The following is a 17,351-nucleotide window of genomic DNA, read 5'->3' on the forward strand; positions in this document are numbered from 1 at the left end:
GCGAAGGCCGACGGCACGTTCGCGCAGGAAATCGTCGCGGTGACGATCGCGCAGAAGAAGGGCGATCCGATCGTCGTTTCGCAGGACGAGCATCCGCGCGAGACGAGCATCGAGGCGCTGGCGAAGCTGAAGGGCGTCGTGCGCCCGGATGGCAGCGTGACGGCGGGCAATGCGTCGGGCGTGAACGACGGCGCGGCCGCGCTTTTGCTCGCTGACGAAGACAGCGCGAAGCGTTTCGGCCTCGTGCCGCGTGCGCGCATTCTGGGTCTCGCGACGGCCGGCGTGCCGCCGCGCGTGATGGGCATCGGCCCGGCGCCGGCGACTCAGAAGCTTCTGAAGCGTTTGAACATGACGATCGACCAGTTCGACGTGATCGAGCTGAACGAAGCGTTTGCATCGCAAGGCTTGGCGGTGCTGCGCATGCTCGGCGTCGCGGATGACGATCCCCGCGTCAACCCGAACGGGGGTGCGATCGCACTCGGCCACCCGCTCGGCATGAGCGGCGCGCGCCTCGTGACGACCGCGAGCTACCAGCTTCAACGCACCGGCGGCCGTTTCGCACTCTGCACGATGTGCATCGGCGTAGGGCAGGGCATTGCTATCGCGATTGAACGGGTCTGAGGTCGACATGAAAAACGTTCAACACGCGAAGATTGGAATTGTGGGTGCAGGAGCCATGGGGCAGGGAATTGCCCAAATCGCGGTGGTTGCTGGTCTAGAAGTCCGGCTAATGGACATCGATACGGCCGCGGCCGCGCGCGCCATCGCTGCGATCGGCGCCATGCTCGACAAGCTCGCTGCCAAGGGCAAACTCACCTCGGAGCAGGCGCAAGCGGCACTGCGTCGCCTTCAACCGGTGGACTCCGTCGGCGGACTCGCCGATTGCGATCTGGTGGTCGAGGCGATTGTCGAGAAGCTGGAAGTGAAGCGATCGTTGTTTGCCCAGCTCGAGGAGGTCGTGCGCGACGACGCGGCGCTCGCTTCGAACACGTCGTCATTGTCAATCACGGCAATTGCCGCAGGGTGTCGTCATCCTGAGCGGGTTGCGGGCTATCACTTCTTCAACCCCGTGCCGCTCATGAAAGTAGTCGAAGTCGTGCGCGGCCTGCGTTCGGGCGACGCCACCATCGACTGGCTCGCCTCGCTCGCCCAGCAACTCGGACATACGGCAGTCCGTTGTCGCGACATGCCAGGCTTCATCGTGAATCATGCTGGGCGCGCGCTCAATACGGAGGGCTTGCGCATCGTTCAGGAGGGCGTGACTGACGAGCCGACAGTCGACGCCATCGTGCGTGAGCAGATGGGCTTTCGCATGGGTCCATTCGAACTGCTGGACTTGACCGGTCTCGATGTGTCGCACCCGGTGATGGAATCGATTTATCGGCAGTTCTATGACGAGCCGAGGTTCCGACCGTCCCCTATTACGGCCATACGTCTTGCCGGGGGAATGCTGGGGCGTAAGAGCGGTTCGGGCTTCTATGAGTATGACGGTGGAACCAGGGTGTCGGAGCCGGTCTCGGCTCAAGAGAGGACTGGATGGAAGCCCGCCGCGGTGTGGGTGAGTTCTCGTCATCCGGACGAAGCGCAGCGGGTGCTCGATTTGCTCCAAACGTTGGACGTTGAAGTGGAGACGGGCAGTGCACCGAGTCACGACGCCTTGATTGTCGTGACACCACTCGGACACGATGCGACCACCAGCGCAACCTCCGAAGCGCTCGATGCCACGCGCGTGGTAGCCGTGGATACCCTTTTTGGATTCGATCGAGACCTGCGACGCGTGATCATGCCGACTCCCGCGACGCGCACCGACATGCTCGAACACGCTCAGATACTGTTCGCGATCGATGGCGCTCCAGTCTCCACGATCCGTGACTCTGGTGGTTTTGTGGCACAGCGCATTCTCGCCTGCATCGTGAACACGGCCTGCGAAATCGCCCAGCAGCGGATTGCCTCGCCGGACGACATCGACGCCGCGGTTCGACTCGGACTCGGCTACCCGCTCGGGCCTCTGGCGCTCGGCGACCGTGTCGGTGCAATACGGATCGTCGCCGTGCTGAAGGGTCTCGTGGATCTCTACGGCGATCCGCGTTACCGCCCTGGCGTTTGGCTGTCCCGGCGCGCCGCTCTGAATCTGCCGCTCGGTCTTCCGGATTGATCGATTTCAACCGGGCGATGGCCTTGACGAAGAACGAGCGTCTCGTTTGACGAATCAAAGTCTTGGCTTTCGAGGCGGGATAGCTACGAAGTTGGTCGGTGACTGGCACCTCGGCAGACGCGACGAGCTTTCTTGTGAGCCGCCCTCCGCTACCGCTGCTGTGGTCCGGCAATTCACCAACTGTTTCGGTGCGGAGATCGGCGGCTGTACTTTGGAAGCGGTCACTGGGGTACCTCGAGTCTGATAGACGGCTCAGGGTCGATTTGAGCCATCGGCCTTATTGACCTGCAACGCAGCATGAGGGCATCGTTGAAAAGCGACAGTCGTCGATTTCGAAAAGCGACAGCTTCTTATGCCAGCCTCACTAGCTAGGCAAGCCCTCGAAAGGCAATAGACGGCAAAGTGCTTACTTGTATTTCACTCGAATCCAGTCTTGGCGGGAGAACGGGGCGCGCTGCAGCGTGGGGAGCATCAAATCGAAGGCCTCGATCAGCGGGACGACGCTTATGAAGTTCGCAGACGAGCGCTGACAAAGGCGAGTCTAGCCCAGGCGTATGCTTCCGAGCTCACTGAGAGGGATTGCAGCCCGAGTAGGTGCCGAAGTGGTTGAAGTCATCGAGCGCTGTGTGCCCGTGCTCGTTGGAAGTTAGATTACCGGTCTGAAGAATATCTCTAGAAGAATCGCGTTGCGGTGACTCGCGCGAGCACGCTCAGATTGGCCCTCGTTTCGGCATCGACGATCAGCGCTTGCACCGCGCCGTCGGCCGACGCGGCCGCAGCCATGCGTTCACGCAGCACCGCCCGATCGCCGCGAAGGGCATCGACGGAAAGCCGCTCGGTGCGCAAGCCCTCTGCCCAAGCGTGCTCAACTCTTTTCCTCCTAAAACAACGGACGCCAGTATCACGGAAGGCGGGACGGACTATCTATATTGGTGTTTTCGCAAGTGCCGCGCTGCCAGGGGCTGTGTGGGTCGCAGAAGTACACGCTCACGCCAGTGGCGGCGGCGAGTTCTTGATGCCGCGCATATTTGCTTATCGGGCAACCTGGCCGATCTCATGGTTTGCCATGATTTCCAGCGCGCGCACCATGGCCGAGTGGTCCCACGCTTTGCCGCCGTGGGCCGCGCAGGCGTTGAACAGCGCCTGGCACGTTGCGGTATTCGGTAGCGAGACGCCGAGCGCCTGCGCCGTCGAAAGCGCGAGATTCAAATCTTTCTGATGCAGCTCGATACGGAATCCGGGGTTGAAGGTGCGCCTCGTCATGCGCTCGCCATGCACTTCGAGAATCCGGGACGACGCAAAGCCGCCCATCAGCGCCTGACGAACCTTCTCCGCATCCACGCCGGCTTTGGATGCCAACAGTAACGCCTCGCCGACTGCCTCGATGGTCGCGGCGACGATCACCTGGTTGGCGACCTTGCAAACTTGTCCGGCGCCGACTTCGCCAATCAGAGATACGTTTTTTCCCATCATGTCGAAGTAGGGCTTCACCGTGTCGAAGCTCGCTTGCGAGCCGCCCACCATGATCGTGAGCGATCCCGCTTTAGCGCCGACTTCGCCTCCCGAAACAGGCGCATCGAGATACTCCGCGCCACGCTCGCGCACGCGGGCGGCGAAATCGCGCGTGGCCATCGGGGAGATCGAACTCATGTCGACCACGATCTGACCGGCGCGCAGGCTCTCGGCCACGCCGTTTTCACCGAACAGCACGCGTTCGACGTCGGGCGTGTCCGGAACCATGATGAAGATGACGTCCGCTTGGGCGGCGACCGCAGCGGCACTGTCTGCCGCGACGACGCCTGCCTGCGTGAGGTCGGCCGGCACGGCACCTTTAGTGAACGCGACGAGTTCGACGCCACCCCTTCGCAGATTCGCCGCCATCGGCGTGCCCATGATCCCAAGTCCGATAAAGCCTGCCTTTTGCATTTGATTCTCCAAACGTTGTGATGTCACGTTGACCACGCGTGCTTACTTCTGCATGAAATGCTTCTGTACGGCTTGTGCGGCGTTCCGAAGGAGGCCCATGTCGGCGCAGACCGCCACCAGCGTGCTCCCCATCGCGAGGTAGCGCTCGGCATCCGCCTGCATGGGCGCGAGAATGCCGCTTGCCTTGCCGGCCGCCTTGACGCGCTCGAAAACATAAGCGATGGCTTCCTGCACTTCGGGGTGGTTTGCATTGCCGATATGCCCGTATGAGGCGGCGAGATCGGAGGGACCGACGAACACGGCATCAACACCATCGACCGCGGTAATCTCATCGATCGCCTCGACTGCAGCACGGCTCTCGATCTGCACGACCACGCAGATGTTGTCGTTTGCAACGTCGAAATAGTTGGCAATGGTTCCGTAGCGATTGCCTCGTTGGCCGACCGATACGCCACGCACGCCCAGCGGCGGGTAACGTGTCGCGGCGACGGCGCGTTCCGCATCAGCGGCGCTGTCTACGAAAGGGATCAGAAAGTTGAAAAAACCTGCGTCCAGCATGCGCTTGATGACAACGTTGTCATTCGCCGGTGGCCGTACGAAAGGCGCGCTCGGGCTGTCTTTGAGTGCCATGAGCTGCGGGATGAGCGTTAGAACGTCGTTCGGGGCGTGTTCCGCATCCAGCAACAGCCAATCGAAACCGACGACGCCCAGCAATTCCGTCGTGATCGGACTTGCGAGGGAGGCCCATCCCCCAATCAGGCGCTCGCCGTCGCGAACCGACTGGCGAAACGTGTTCGGTAACGGCTGATAAGGGGTCGACGCTGTCATGTCTAGTTTTCCTGAAATCGGGAGTAAATAAAGGTTCGTCAGATGCTTTTTGTCGTCTGACGTCAGAGTACATCGTATGTCTTATGACCGTGGCGGAACAGGGACGTTTACCCGTAATGTATTGCGTATACCTTCAGCCACCAAACCCTCGCCACGCTGCGCTAGTCCCAGTTTTGGCACGCATTCCGTGAATTGCCGCGACGGCTCTGCTCGGTGGTGCATTATCTGCGGGTAAGTGCCTAGATGAATTCAGACGCCAGTATGACAAAGTACGTTATCGTACAACTAGCGATCGCTTATTGGCTCGCTCTACCGTCTCGGCTTGACCGCTGAATCTGCCAGCTTGGCTCAAGCGTTTGGGGCACTTAAAGGACCTTTATGAAGAAGATTGCCCTGAGTGGGGCCGGTGGGCAGCTCGGCTCGGTCGTACGGACAGAGTTGATCGCACGTGGCATTCCGTTGCGCTCGGCCGCAGGCTCAAAGGCCCTTGCTCCTCTAGTGGACGGTGAGGATGTCATGCATGGCGACCTACGCGACCCGGCCGTCGTAGACCGCCTGCTGGACGGTGTCGATGTGTTGATCCACCTTGCAGGTACGAGCGTGGAGCGCCCTCTGCCCGAGATCATCGACAACAACCTTCTCGCGCTCGTCGAAGTGTACGAAGGCGCGCGCAGACAAGGCGTGCGACGCGTGGTGTTCGCCAGCTCGAACCACGCGATCGGCATGTACCCGGTCACTGAACCTCTCACCCTCGACTGCGCGTTGCGCCCAGACGGGTTTTACGGCCTGAGCAAAGTGTGGGGCGAAGCATTGGCAAGAATGTATTGGGACAAGCACGGCATCGAAAGTATTTGCGTACGTATCGGCAGTTGCCTCGATCGTCCGACCGAGCCCAGACACCTGAGCACCTGGTTCGGCCATTGCGACCTGATCCATTTTCTTGACCGTTGTATCGAAGCGGAGGACGTCGGCTTCATGACGGTCTGGGGCGTCTCCGCCAACACACGGAGTTGGTGGGACAACGGCGGGGCCGAACGTTTGGGTTATCAGCCGACACAGAACGCCGAGGTGTACGCCGCGCAAGTGCTGGCAGGGCCGAACCCGCTCGACACTTTGGGCCAACGCTACCAGGGCGGCAGCTTCGTCGGCCTCGATTACTCGCGCGTCGATTCCGGGCCTGATGGCTCGACGGCTCCCGCGGTCCGGCCCATCTGATCAGTAAAAGACTTCGAGGAGACACTGCAATGAAAATCAAGGGCATCCGCTGGTGGATGGTCAGCCTGGTCGCGGCCGGGCTGATCATCAATTACCTCGCGCGCAACACGCTTTCGGTAGCGGCGCCGACGCTGATGAAAGACCTCCACATGACCACCGAGCAGTACGCGCACGTCGTGGTGGCGTGGCAACTGTGTTATGCGTTTATGCAACCGGTTGCGGGCTATCTGCTCGACACGGTCGGCACCAAGATTGGTTTTGCGGCATTCGCGCTCGCGTGGTCTTTGGCCTGCGCAGCGGCGGCATGGTCGACCGACTGGCGCAGTCTTGCGTTCTTTCGCGGCCTTCTCGGCATCGCCGAAGCGGCCGGCATTCCGGCGGGCGTGAAGGCGACCAGCGAGTGGTTCCCGGCCAAGGAGCGTTCGGTGGCGATCGGCTGGTTCAACATCGGCTCGTCCATCGGCGCGCTGCTCGCACCGCCGTTGGTCGTCTGGGCGTTGCTGCACGGGCAATGGCAATGGGCGTTCCTGATCGTCGGCGTGTTGGGCATAGCCTGGAGCGCGTTGTGGATGCTGCTGTACAAGCATCCGCGTGATCAGAAGTTGCTGAGCGACGCTGAACGGGATTACATCCTCAGCGGGCAGGAGGCGAAGCACAGTGATGTGGGCGCGCCGAAGCGAAAGTGGACCGAAATGATCGGCAGCCGCAATTTCTGGGCGATCGGCATCCCACGGATTCTGTCCGAGCCGGCCTGGCAAACTTTCAATGCCTGGATTCCGTTGTACATGATGACCGAGCGGCACATGAACCTGAAGGAAATCGCGCTGTATGCGTGGATGCCCTTTCTCGCTGCAGACATTGGTTGCGTGCTTGGCGGCTACCTCAGTCCGCTGTTCCATAAGTACGCGAAGGTTTCGCTGTTCACGTCGCGCAAGATGGTCTTCGTCTTCGGTGCACTCTGCATGGTCGGGCCGGCATGTGTCGGACTGGTAGCCAGCCCTTATGCGGCTGTTGCGCTGCTGTGCGTCGGCGGCTTCGCCCATCAGACCTTGTCAGGTGCGTTGTATGCGATTACGTCGGACATGTTCGGCAAGAACGAAGTCGCGACCGCCACGGGGATGGGCGGCATGGCGGGTTACTTGGGCGCTGCGGCGTTCACGGCGCTGTTCGGCGTTTTGGTCACGCAGGTCGGTTACAGCCCGCTGTTTGTCGTCCTCGCGGTCTTTGATGTAATCGCGGCGGTGGCGGTGTGTTGGCTGGCGAGAAGCGGCGACCGGATGCTCGAACCGCAATTGGTGGCAGTGAGCCCTGGGGTCAAGTAAGACGAGGGGTTAGGTCCGGCATCTCAGGATGCCGGCTAGCTTGTCAGGCAGCGCCCACCGGCTCCGCTTCGCTTTTCATAGCGACCGCATGTATGAACTGCTATATCACCGAGTCCGACGGTGGGTGCTTTCCTCAAAATCATAGTGACGATGACCCACGTACTTCACCATCTTGCCGCTCAGAGGATGAAATGATCCAGTTTCCCCTTTACATACGCGTTCATCCGCAAGACAACGTGGCGATCGTCGTCAACGATGGCGGGTTGCCGGAAGGTGCCACCTTCGCAGACGGCCTGGTGCTGCGCGAGCGCGTGCCGCAGGGGCACAAGGTCGCGCTCGCGGACCTCGCCGAGGGCGATGAAGTCATCCGCTATAACGTGGTGATCGGCTACGCGCTGAAGAACCTGCCGAAGGGAAGCTGGATCAACGAGCACGTGATCCGCATGCCGAGCCCGCCGGGACTCGAAGGCTTGCCGATCGCGACCATCAAGCCGCCCGAGATGCCGCCGCTCGAAGGCTTCACGTTCGAGGGCTATCGCAACGCGGACGGCACGGTCGGCTCGCGCAACATCCTCGCGATCACGACGACCGTGCAATGCGTCGCCGACGTCGTCCAGCACGCGGTCGCGCGCATCAAGGCAGAGCTGTTGCCGCGCTATCCGAACGTCGACGATGTCGTGAGTCTTGGGCACACGTACGGCTGCGGCGTCGCGATCGACGCACCCGACGCGATGGTGCCCATCCGCACCGTGCGCAACATCAGCCTGAATCCGAATTTCGGCGGCGAGGTGATGATGGTGAGCCTCGGCTGCGAGAAGCTGCAACCCGAGCGTCTCATGCCGCCAGGCACGATTCCGATCATGACCACGGCCGTCGACGACGTGGCCGACATCGGCGACATCGGCGCGGATGCGAACGGCGACGTGGTCGTGCTGCAGGACGAGCAACATGTCGGCTTCGAGTCGATGATCGACTCGATCATGCGGATGGCCGAGCGGCATCTCGAGCGGCTGAACAACCGGCGTCGCGAGACGTGTCCAGCCTCCGATCTGGTGATCGGCGTGCAGTGCGGCGGCAGCGATGCGTTTTCCGGGCTGACGGCGAATCCGGCGGTCGGATTCGCAACGGATCTGCTCGTGCGCGCGGGCGCGACCGTGATGTTCTCCGAGGTGACGGAAGTGCGCGATGGCGTCGACCAGTTGACGAGCCGCGCGGCGAATCCGGACGTGGCGGCGGCGATCATCCGCGAAATGCAGTGGTATGACGATTACCTGAAGCGCGGCAGCGCGGATCGCAGCGCGAACACGACGCCGGGCAACAAGAAGGGTGGCCTGTCGAATATCGTCGAGAAGGCGATGGGGTCGATCATCAAGTCGGGTAGTTCGGCGATTTCCGGCGTGCTGTCGCCGGGGGAGAAGGTCAGGCAGAAAGGGCTGATCTACGCGGCCACGCCCGCCAGCGATTTTATTTGCGGCACGCTGCAGGTGGCGGCGGGGATCAACCTGCATGTATTTACGACCGGTCGCGGCACGCCGTACAGCCTCGCGGAAGTGCCGGTGATCAAGGTCGCGACGCGTTCCGATCTGGCGCGCCGCTGGCACGATCTGATGGACATCAACGCGGGGACGATCGCGACCGGCGAGTCTTCAATCGAAGATGTAGGTTGGGAGTTGTTCAGGCTGATGCTCGAAGTCGCAAGCGGACGCAAGCAGACTTGTGCGGAGAAGTTGAAGCTGCATAACGCGTTGGTTCTGTTTAATCCCGCGCCGGTGACCTAAGGCAACTACAAGGGCTTCCCCATTTTGTGCAAGCACAATGCGGATTCTGTTGTTGCCATGCTGCCTTGCCGGCGTCACTTGAGAAGGTGAAGGACTGCTGTACGAGAACCGGTCATGCTGGGCTAATGGCTCGACCCTGGAAACACGGGCGCGAAGGCGCTCGTTCGAGCGCGCCATCCCAGGAGGCTCAGGCACATCACGCGCCGCTTGTGTTCAACTACCTCGCCTCGCACAGAAAACCGTACCCGCCCAAGGTTGAAACCGCCTGATATGTGGCTCAGATCGTTCGCGCACGACTCCAGCAGCGAGGCGTCACGATTATGGTCAGCGGCTTTCGCGCTTCTTCGGGTCGGACCCACGGTACCCGCTGCGTGCTACATGAATTGGATAGGTTTTCATTGTTCTTCGGCGTTTTCCGATCGTGCAAAGTAAGTATGGGAAAGTGTGGCGTGACGCAATGGTTGATGGTGCGGTGCGGCCTTTTCCGTCCGTATTGCCCGATTGTACTTAAGGGCGTGCTGGGCATGTAGTTTTCAGCTATCGCTGGATGAAATTGGTTGGCCGTCTGACCCTGCGAGCATTGCTGAGCGCCTCAATTGATTGGAACTGAGCATGCTCGACATCCACGGGCTCGTCGAGCATGCAACCCCAGACTGCATCAGAACAGAACGCGGAATTTCCCCGGCTTAATGCGAATGCCGCACCAGTGGGTACACTGTCCGGAAGACAATCTGGCTGAACTTCTTCAACAGGCAGGCGGTGGCAAACGTGACTTTGCAACAACTGGAAACCTTTTTCTGGACCGTAACGCTCGGAAGTTTTTCGGCGGCTGCGGAGAAACTGTATGCAACCCAGTCTGCGGTGTCGATGAGGGTGCGCGAACTCGAGCGCACACTTGGCGTTGAGCTTTTCGATCGAACTCACAGGACGGCCCGCCTCACCCCGAAGGGACGCGAGCTGATGGAATATGCCAGCCGCATTCTCGAATTTGTCGACAGAACTCGAGCATCGCATCGCCGCGCCGGAATCAGTGTTCGGAACGGTGCGGTTTGGCGTTGCCGAAGTCATTACGACAACGTGGCTACCTCATCTAATTCGCACCATCGCGCAGCGTTATCCCAACGTACGCCTCGAGATCGAGGAGGCGCTGACTGCAGAACTCATAGAGAGCCTTATGCAGGCTGAACTTGAGCTTGTGCTGGCGCCCGGTCACTCGCGTGCACAGGAACTCTCTACGTTGCCACTTGGCACGGTTGCCTTCGAGTGGATGGCGAGTCCTGCGTTGGGGCTTGAGGATCGCGTATACGGTCCGGCGGACCTCGCAGCCTATCCGATCATTGGTATGAAGCCGAAGTCGTTTCACTATTCGGCGATCGAGGACTGGTTCCAGAATGAACATGTGCGCGCCCGTTATCTCGCTCGCTGCAAAAGCGTGGCGGTGGCAGCCTCGATGACGACCGCGGGGATGGGCGTCGCTTACTTGCCAGCAAAGAATTATGGAAACGAGTTAGAAAGCGGCAGGCTCAAAATCGTCAAAACCTTTCCGCGGCTTGAGCCCGTGCCATTCGTCGCCGTTTTCCCTCTGGGTCACTCATTCTCACTTGCACGTACTGTGGCTGAACTCGCTCGGGAGGTGAGCACTTTTGATCAAAAATAGATAAAGTCGTATGCTGCACGGCAGCAAATCAGTTCAAGAAAGTTGATGCATGAACTCGAAAATTACTCGTTTGTTGTTATAGATCCTCGCATCTACTCTTTCTCTAAAGCAAAGGCGCCCTGATCCGCACGATTCGAAGCACCGGAGTTGCCGTTCAGAGCAGCATATGGAGGAAGACATGAATGCAGTCGAACTGCACGAGTCCCCGCTCGTGCGTCAAAACCCCGTTGCGCCCTCGAAACTAAAGGTGCGCGTGCAGTCCGTCTCCTATCTCGCAGAGGACCTCAACGCGTTCGAATTCGTCAGTACTGACAGTGACGCGTTGCCGGGGTTTACGCCAGGTTCGCATATCGACGTGCATTTACCCAACGGTTCGATTCGGCAGTACTCGCTGTGTAATGCATCCACGGAGCGTCATCGTTACGTGATCGCCGTGCTGCGAGATCCGCTTGGCCGTGGCGGGTCTGTGGCTATGCATGATGTGCTGCGCGCTGGGCAGATTGTGACCGTGTCTTCTCCGCGAAATCATTTCTCGCTCTCCAACTCGGCCACGAGGCATCTCTTCATCGCCGGCGGAATCGGCATTACTCCGATCATGTCAATGATCGCCGAAGTACAGCGCCGCGGCGAAGCATTTCATCTGCACTATTGCGCTCGCACGCCGGCGCGCACCGCTTTCACGGGGGATCTTTGCGGACTCGTTGCGAGCGGACTTGCGTCGATTCACTACGACAATGGAGATGCTAGCAAGGGTCTTGATCTGAAGGCGACGTTGCAAGACCGTTCCGAAGGCGCGCATCTCTACTACTGTGGACCGGCGGGCCTCATGGATGCGATCGAAGCAGCCAGCGCGCATTGGCCTCGCGAGACCGTCCATTGCGAACGTTTCTCTGCAGGAGGCGAGCCCGTGCGGACCGCCGATGACGATCCCGACTCGACGTTCGAAGTCGAACTGGCTCGCTCGATGAAGTGCTTTACCGTGCATCCGGGCGAGACGATTGTCGACGCATTGAAACTGCAGGGCGTCGAAGTCGACACCTCGTGCTGCGAGGGGTATTGCGGCACGTGTATGACGCGCTATCTTTCGGGCGAGCCGCTTCACCGGGACTCGGTGCTCGACGAAGACGACCGCAAGGAATTCATCATGATTTGCTGTAGCCGCGCAAAGAGCGCGTCGCTCGTTCTCGACCTTTAGTCAAAGCTTCAAGTTTTTAGTAATCAGCCGCCGCTGGGCAGGGCGCCCTGCCCAAAAAACCATATGGAGACGGTTTCACCATGAGCACATTCCACTATGTGAAGGACTGCTGGTACCCGATCGGTTTTTCAGGAGAGTTTCCAGAGGGGCAATTGCAAGGCCACAAGATAGTGAATCGGCCGATTGTCATGTGGCGCTCGGACAAGGCCGAAGTCGTCGCCTTCGACGACCGATGCTGTCACAAGCGGTTCCCCCTCTCGCAAAGCAAGCTGCTCGATGGTGGCCATCTCGAGTGTGCGTATCACGGTCTTTGTTACGACGCGACGGGGCAATGCGTGGCAATTCCTTCGCAGCCCGACAAGGCGATTCCGCCTCAGGCACGTCTTACTTCCATCCCCGTGAAGGAGCAGGACGGCGTCGTATGGGTGTGGCCGGGCAATCCTATCCTGGCGCAGCGCTCGCTGCCGCCGCGAACACCAGAAGTAACCGATTCGGAGAATCTTTCGATTGGTTCGCCCGGTCCGCTTCACGTGCCTGCCAACTATCTGCTGTTGATCGAGAACCTGCTCGACATCACGCACTTCTATCCGCTGCACGACGGTAACATTGGCGACAAGGAAAACAGCAAGATCCCCGTGAGCCTCGATGAAGGCGTGAGCGAAGGGTACGAGTTCGTCAAGACCACACGCCATGTTCACGGCTATCAGCAGCCCCCGTATCTCAAGGAATGGTTCCTGTACGACACCGTCGAGCGTATTCATACCCATTGCATGGTGACGCCGGGCCTCACTCGGGTCGTGATGCGCGTTGCACCTGAGGGCGAAATCGGCACGGACCAGGAGCGCGGCTATACGTTGCTGCACCTTCACATGCCGGTCGACGAGCGCAACCTCGTTTGGCGCTGGTCGGTGTCATGCAAGAAGTGGCACAAGACACTGAGCGATTCGACGATGCCGACCGCGCATAAGGTCGCAGAAATGTTCCCTGAGGTTGTCGCCCAAGACCAGTGGGCGCTGGAACGGCAGCAGCAAATGATGGAGTACCCCGACGACGGTTACTCGGAACTTTTCCTCAAGACCGACAAGGCATTACGCCGCGCGCGGCAGATCCTCATGGGCCTTCAGCGCAAGGAGCGCGAACTGCAGATAAGGGAGATCGGCCAACCGGGGCCGCTCAAGGAGTCCGCCGCCGCATGACGGTGCATCCGGTGCCGGTGCCGCTACCGGCTCGATAAAACATGTGGCTCAACGCCCAGGAGACAGATTGTGAAAACCCATGAGACATCCTCGCCAATTGTCGCTCCGCCGCAACCGCCGTCCGAACCGAAGGCGGACGGTACCACGCTCATGCAGCGCGCCGTCGCTTCATGCGTCTACCTATTCGAACGATTGATGCCGGACCCGTTTGTCATCGTCATCCTGTTGACGGTGTTGACGGTGTTGACGGTGTTGACGGTGTTGACGGTGTTGACGGTGTTGACGGTGTTGACGGTGTTGACGGCACTCGCGGCATTTGGATTCGCTCCGAAGGCGACGCCCGAAATCATACTCGGTGGCTGGTACAAGGGTATCTTTGGCATCTTCACCTTCGCCTTTCAGATGGTGCTCGTTCTGGTGACTGGCTATGCTCTGGCGGATGCGCCCGTCATCAAGGCGGGATTGCTGCGCGTGAGCCGGTTGGCGGTGGGCCCGTGCTCGGCCGTCGTTCTGGTCTTCACTGTCGGCGCCATCGCAACGTTCCTAAACTGGGGGTTCGGACTTGTCGTCGGGGCGATGCTGTCGAAGCAGGTCGCGCGGCAAGTGCATGTCGACTTCGCCTGGCTGGTCGCGGCTGCGTACAGTTCATGGGTGTTGTGGGCGTTCACGGGCATGTCGAGTTCTATAGCCTTGTCGATCGCATCGCCTGGCAATCCGTTGAACATCGTCGAACAGCACACGCACTTGACAGTGCCACTTGCGCATACCGTGTTTTCAAGTTGGAACTTGTTGACCGGACTGGCGGCGATGATTCTGATTCCGGCTATTTTCATCCTGATGAGGCCGGCGGCGAAGGACATCATTGCCGCAAAGGCCGACGCGCTCGCGGCAGAAGAAGCAGTTGAATCGGCCGAACCGGCCCGGCAACGCGATTCGCTGGCCGACAGGCTTGACCGCTCGCGTCTTTGCGCATTGGTCTTCGTGGTTGCCGGTGCGGCATACCTGGTCATGCAATGGGTTCGCCATGGCATCAGCCTCGACATCAACACAGTGATCTTCATTTTCCTGCTTGCAGGGTTGTGCCTGCACGGAAGCCCGAAGCGCTATGTGACGGCAGTCGCGCAAGCGGCGAAAGTCACGGGTCCCATGCTACTTCAGTACCCGTTTTATGGCGGCATCATGGGGATTATGGCCGCTACGGGGCTCGCGGAGGTTGTCGCCGACGCGTACATTCATATTGCTTCGCGCACGACACTTCCATTTCTCAGTTATCTGGCATCCGGTCTGATCACGCTTTTCATACCAAGCGGCGGGGGACATTGGGCAGTCCAGGGACCATTCACGATTCCTGCGGCCATGAATCTTGGCGCGTCGATGTCGGGCACTTCCATGGCAATTGCTGCCGGAGAAATGGCCGGCAGCCTGCTCCAACCCTTCTGGGCGATTCCGGTCGTAGCCATTGCGGGCGTAGGTGTCCAGCGGGTGCTTGGATTCACATTGGTCATTTTTCTGACCGCCGGGAGCTTCCTCGGATTCGTTTACCTGCTGATTGTCCCTGCGTTCGCAGGCCTATAAGGGACTCACGCTCACAAGGGATATGCAAATGAAAAATGAACTGGCGCTCGACGGTGTGCGCATCGTCGAAATCTGCAACGTCGCCGCTGGACCTTTCTGCGGGATGCTGCTTGCGGACATGGGCGCGGACGTGGTGAAGATCGAGCATCCCGAAGGGGGTGACACGCTGCGCTCATGGCCGCCCATCAGCGAGGGGTTTAGCGAAAACTTTGCTTCGCTGAATCGCAACAAGCGCTCGGTTGCGCTCAATCTCAAGAACGCGACTGATCTCGAAGTCGCAAAGTCATTAATGGGCGAGGCCGATGTAGTCATCGAGAACAACCGGCCGGGCGTCATGGACCGTCTCGGGCTCGGCTATGACACGATCTCCGCGATCAACCCGCGCTTGCTGTATTGCTCTATCTCTGCCTACGGACAAACAGGGCCGAGGGCGCAGGAAGGTGGGTTCGACCTGACGATGCAGGCAATGAGCGGGATCATGAGCGTCACTGGCGAGGCGGGCGGGGCGCCAGTCAAGTGCGGTGTACCGCTCGCCGATTTTTCGGCTGGCCTATACGCCGCGTTCGCAATCGCGGCTGAGCTGCGCCATGTGCAGCGAACCGGCAACGGCACTCACATTGACATCTCAATGCTCGGAGCGACACTCGGCATTGCTGCGCTGCAGACGTCGGAGTATTTCGGCAGCGGCCGCGATCCTGTCAAGCTAGGCTCGGCCCATCCGCGCAATGCACCGTATCAGGTGTTTCGCTGCCGCGATGGACACTTTGGCATGGCCGCCGGAAACAATTCGCTGTGGGCGAGCGTGTGTCGGGTGATGGGGCATGTGGAATGGCTGGATGACCCACGCTTCGACACGCCCAGCGAGCGAGCACGGTATCAGGACGCATTACGCGAGATGCTCGAACAAGACTTTCAGTCGAAAGACGCATCACACTGGCTTGAGCGATTTAGGGCGGCCGGCGTGCCCTGTGCTCCGATCAACAGCTATTCGGACGTTCTCGCCGATCCGCAGGTCGAGCATATGGAGTGGGTACAACCGGTAACGCTGCCAAACGGTGTGAAGACGCGGACCTTCGGTTCTCCGATTCGCCTGTCTGGCCGCAACTTGCCGGTTCGACGACCGCCTCCTGCTCTTGGTGAACACACGCAAGAAGTTATCGCTGATCTCAACACCTCTGTCCCGGAGGAGGCGCGATGACCGGCATACTCGAAACCGGTGTTGAGGAGCGGTCCTGGACGTTCACGCTCAATCGTCCGGATAAGCTTAATGCGCTCAATGCCGAACTCGTCGAGGCGCTCATCGAGGGGGTCAGCAAGGCGCATGAGGCGGGGGCAAGGCTCCTGGTTTTTGCCGGAAACGGAAAAAGCTTTAGCGCCGGGTTCGATCAAGGAGAGCTGGAGCGGGAGAGCGACGCGGACTTATTGATGAGGCTTGTGCGTATCGAATCACTGCTGCATCTTGTGGCATCGTCGCCGTGCTTGACAGTTCCTTTCGCGCAAGGGCGCAATTTTGGCGCGGGCGTGGACCTGTTTGCCACTTGCCGCCAGCGGTATAGCACTCATGACGCGAGCTTTCGTATGCCCGGGCTCAGGTTCGGGCTGGTGCTAGGAACGCGTCGCTTTGGAGCATTGGTAGGGCACAGGCGCGCACGCGAGGTCCTTGAACAGACCAGTACGATTTCTGCGGCTGAAGCGTTCGAACTCGGTCTAGTCACCAGGTTGATTAATGAGGCCGAGCGCGCCTCGGCGACCGACGACGCGCGCCGCATCGCCAGCTTGCTCGATAGGGAGACGCAGCAACATCTGTATCACGTCTTGAGTACCGAACAAGCGGACCAGGATATGGCCAATCTTGTTCGTTCCGCAGCGAGGCCGGGGCTCAAATCGCGGATGCTCGACTATATACGCCAAGGGTGAGTATGCGCCGACGCGGGGGCGCCATTTTTTCAGAGCGTCTTAAGAAGTTCGCTCAAATCTAAAGGACCAATAATGCGTACAAAGGCCGCAATAGCATGGCGCGCGAAGGACCCGTTGACAATTGAAGACGTGGAACTGGAAGGCCCGCGCGCCGGCGAGGTGCTGATCGAGGTGAAGGCGACGGGCATTTGCCACACCGACTACTACACGCTCTCGGGCGCCGATCCGCAAGGGATTTTTCCGGCGATCCTCGGGCACGAAGGCGCGGGCGTGATCGTCGACGTGGGGTCGGGCGTCGGCACGCTGAAGAAGGGCGATCATGTCATTCCGCTCTACACGCCGGAATGCCGCCAGTGCAAGTTCTGCCTGTCGCGCAAGACGAACCTCTGTCAGGCGATCCGTTCGACGCAAGGCCGCGGCCTCATGCCCGACGCGACTTCGCGCTTCTCGCTAGACGGCAAGCCGCTCTTTCACTACATGGGTACGTCGACGTTTTCGAACTACATCGTGGTTCCCGAGATCGCGGTCGCGAAAGTGCGTGAGGACGCGCCGTTCGACAAGATCTGCTACATCGGCTGCGGCGTGAC

At 60.1% G+C, this 17,351-nt stretch carries 15 protein-coding genes and 1 pseudogene; 13 read left to right on the forward strand and 3 right to left on the reverse strand.

The genetic code is table 11. The annotated features are described in order from the left end of the window. Both AWB67_RS30475 and AWB67_RS30480 read left to right on the forward strand, forming a co-directional pair. Nucleotides 1-621: acetyl-CoA C-acyltransferase (locus AWB67_RS30475; protein WP_125477735.1), on the forward strand; the 621-nt coding region annotated here is incomplete at its 5' end. Nucleotides 622-628: 7 nt separating this feature from the next. After that, a complete protein-coding gene (locus AWB67_RS30480; protein WP_087659856.1) occupies nt 629-2,155 on the forward strand; it encodes a 3-hydroxyacyl-CoA dehydrogenase in 1,527 nt (508 codons plus the stop codon). A 672-nt stretch (nt 2,156-2,827) separates the two neighbouring features. Here the strand turns inward: AWB67_RS30480 and AWB67_RS40995 are convergent. The 3 genes from AWB67_RS40995 to garL form a co-directional block, all read right to left on the reverse strand. Then, nucleotides 2,828-3,001 (reverse strand): hypothetical protein, encoded by a 174-nt coding sequence (locus AWB67_RS40995; RefSeq protein WP_159964994.1) that lies wholly within the window; start codon nt 2,999-3,001, stop codon nt 2,828-2,830. Between the two features lie 186 nt (nt 3,002-3,187). Further along, on the reverse strand, nt 3,188-4,081 hold the full coding sequence (locus AWB67_RS30485; protein WP_062644075.1) for a 2-hydroxy-3-oxopropionate reductase: 894 nt from the start codon (nt 4,079-4,081) through the stop codon (nt 3,188-3,190). A gap of 42 nt (nt 4,082-4,123) precedes the next feature. Then, complete coding sequence (gene garL, locus AWB67_RS30490) at nt 4,124-4,909, reverse strand: 2-dehydro-3-deoxyglucarate aldolase (protein WP_087659857.1); 786 nt, start codon at nt 4,907-4,909, stop codon at nt 4,124-4,126. A gap of 378 nt (nt 4,910-5,287) precedes the next feature. Between garL and AWB67_RS30495 the strand changes: the two genes are divergently transcribed. The 11 genes and pseudogenes from AWB67_RS30495 to AWB67_RS30545 all read left to right on the forward strand — a co-directional run. After that, nucleotides 5,288-6,124, forward strand: a complete 837-nt coding sequence (locus AWB67_RS30495) for an NAD-dependent epimerase/dehydratase family protein (protein WP_087659858.1) — start codon at nt 5,288-5,290, stop codon at nt 6,122-6,124. A gap of 29 nt (nt 6,125-6,153) precedes the next feature. Continuing rightward, nucleotides 6,154-7,446 carry an MFS transporter gene (locus AWB67_RS30500; protein ID WP_087659859.1) on the forward strand — a complete coding sequence of 431 codons (1,293 nt, stop codon included), beginning with the start codon at nt 6,154-6,156 and terminating at the stop codon, nt 7,444-7,446. A 191-nt stretch (nt 7,447-7,637) separates the two neighbouring features. After that, the gene (gene garD, locus AWB67_RS30505) at nt 7,638-9,224 is read left to right on the forward strand and encodes a galactarate dehydratase (protein ID WP_087659860.1); all 1,587 of its coding nucleotides are present in this window, start codon (nt 7,638-7,640) and stop codon (nt 9,222-9,224) included. Nucleotides 9,225-9,992: 768 nt separating this feature from the next. Then, a pseudogene (locus tag AWB67_RS43485) lies at nt 9,993-10,166 on the forward strand (LysR family transcriptional regulator); the annotation flags it as partial. Between the two features lie 25 nt (nt 10,167-10,191). Further along, nucleotides 10,192-10,881, forward strand: a complete 690-nt coding sequence (locus tag AWB67_RS30515; protein ID WP_087659861.1) for a substrate-binding domain-containing protein — start codon at nt 10,192-10,194, stop codon at nt 10,879-10,881. Nucleotides 10,882-11,305: 424 nt separating this feature from the next. Next, the gene (locus AWB67_RS30520) at nt 11,306-12,076 is read left to right on the forward strand and encodes a PDR/VanB family oxidoreductase (RefSeq protein ID WP_510183511.1); all 771 of its coding nucleotides are present in this window, start codon (nt 11,306-11,308) and stop codon (nt 12,074-12,076) included. An 80-nt stretch (nt 12,077-12,156) separates the two neighbouring features. After that, on the forward strand, nt 12,157-13,272 hold the full coding sequence (locus AWB67_RS30525; protein ID WP_087659863.1) for a Rieske 2Fe-2S domain-containing protein: 1,116 nt from the start codon (nt 12,157-12,159) through the stop codon (nt 13,270-13,272). Between the two features lie 69 nt (nt 13,273-13,341). Beyond that, on the forward strand, nt 13,342-14,847 hold the full coding sequence (locus tag AWB67_RS30530; RefSeq protein ID WP_235025418.1) for a TIGR00366 family protein: 1,506 nt from the start codon (nt 13,342-13,344) through the stop codon (nt 14,845-14,847). A gap of 28 nt (nt 14,848-14,875) precedes the next feature. Then, entirely contained in the window at nt 14,876-16,045 is a 1,170-nt protein-coding gene (locus AWB67_RS30535; RefSeq protein WP_062643259.1) for a CaiB/BaiF CoA transferase family protein, read from the forward strand. Beyond that, on the forward strand, nt 16,042-16,764 hold the full coding sequence (locus AWB67_RS30540; protein ID WP_087659865.1) for an enoyl-CoA hydratase/isomerase family protein: 723 nt from the start codon (nt 16,042-16,044) through the stop codon (nt 16,762-16,764). Before AWB67_RS30535 ends, AWB67_RS30540 begins: the two co-directional genes overlap by 4 nt. Nucleotides 16,765-16,836: 72 nt before the next feature. Continuing rightward, nucleotides 16,837-17,351, forward strand: a 515-nt coding sequence (locus tag AWB67_RS30545) for an alcohol dehydrogenase catalytic domain-containing protein (RefSeq protein ID WP_159965002.1), incomplete at its 3' end; no start/stop codon positions are given.

This window comes from Caballeronia terrestris, from assembly GCF_001544515.1.
Classification (GTDB): Bacteria; Pseudomonadota; Gammaproteobacteria; order Burkholderiales; family Burkholderiaceae; genus Caballeronia; species Caballeronia terrestris.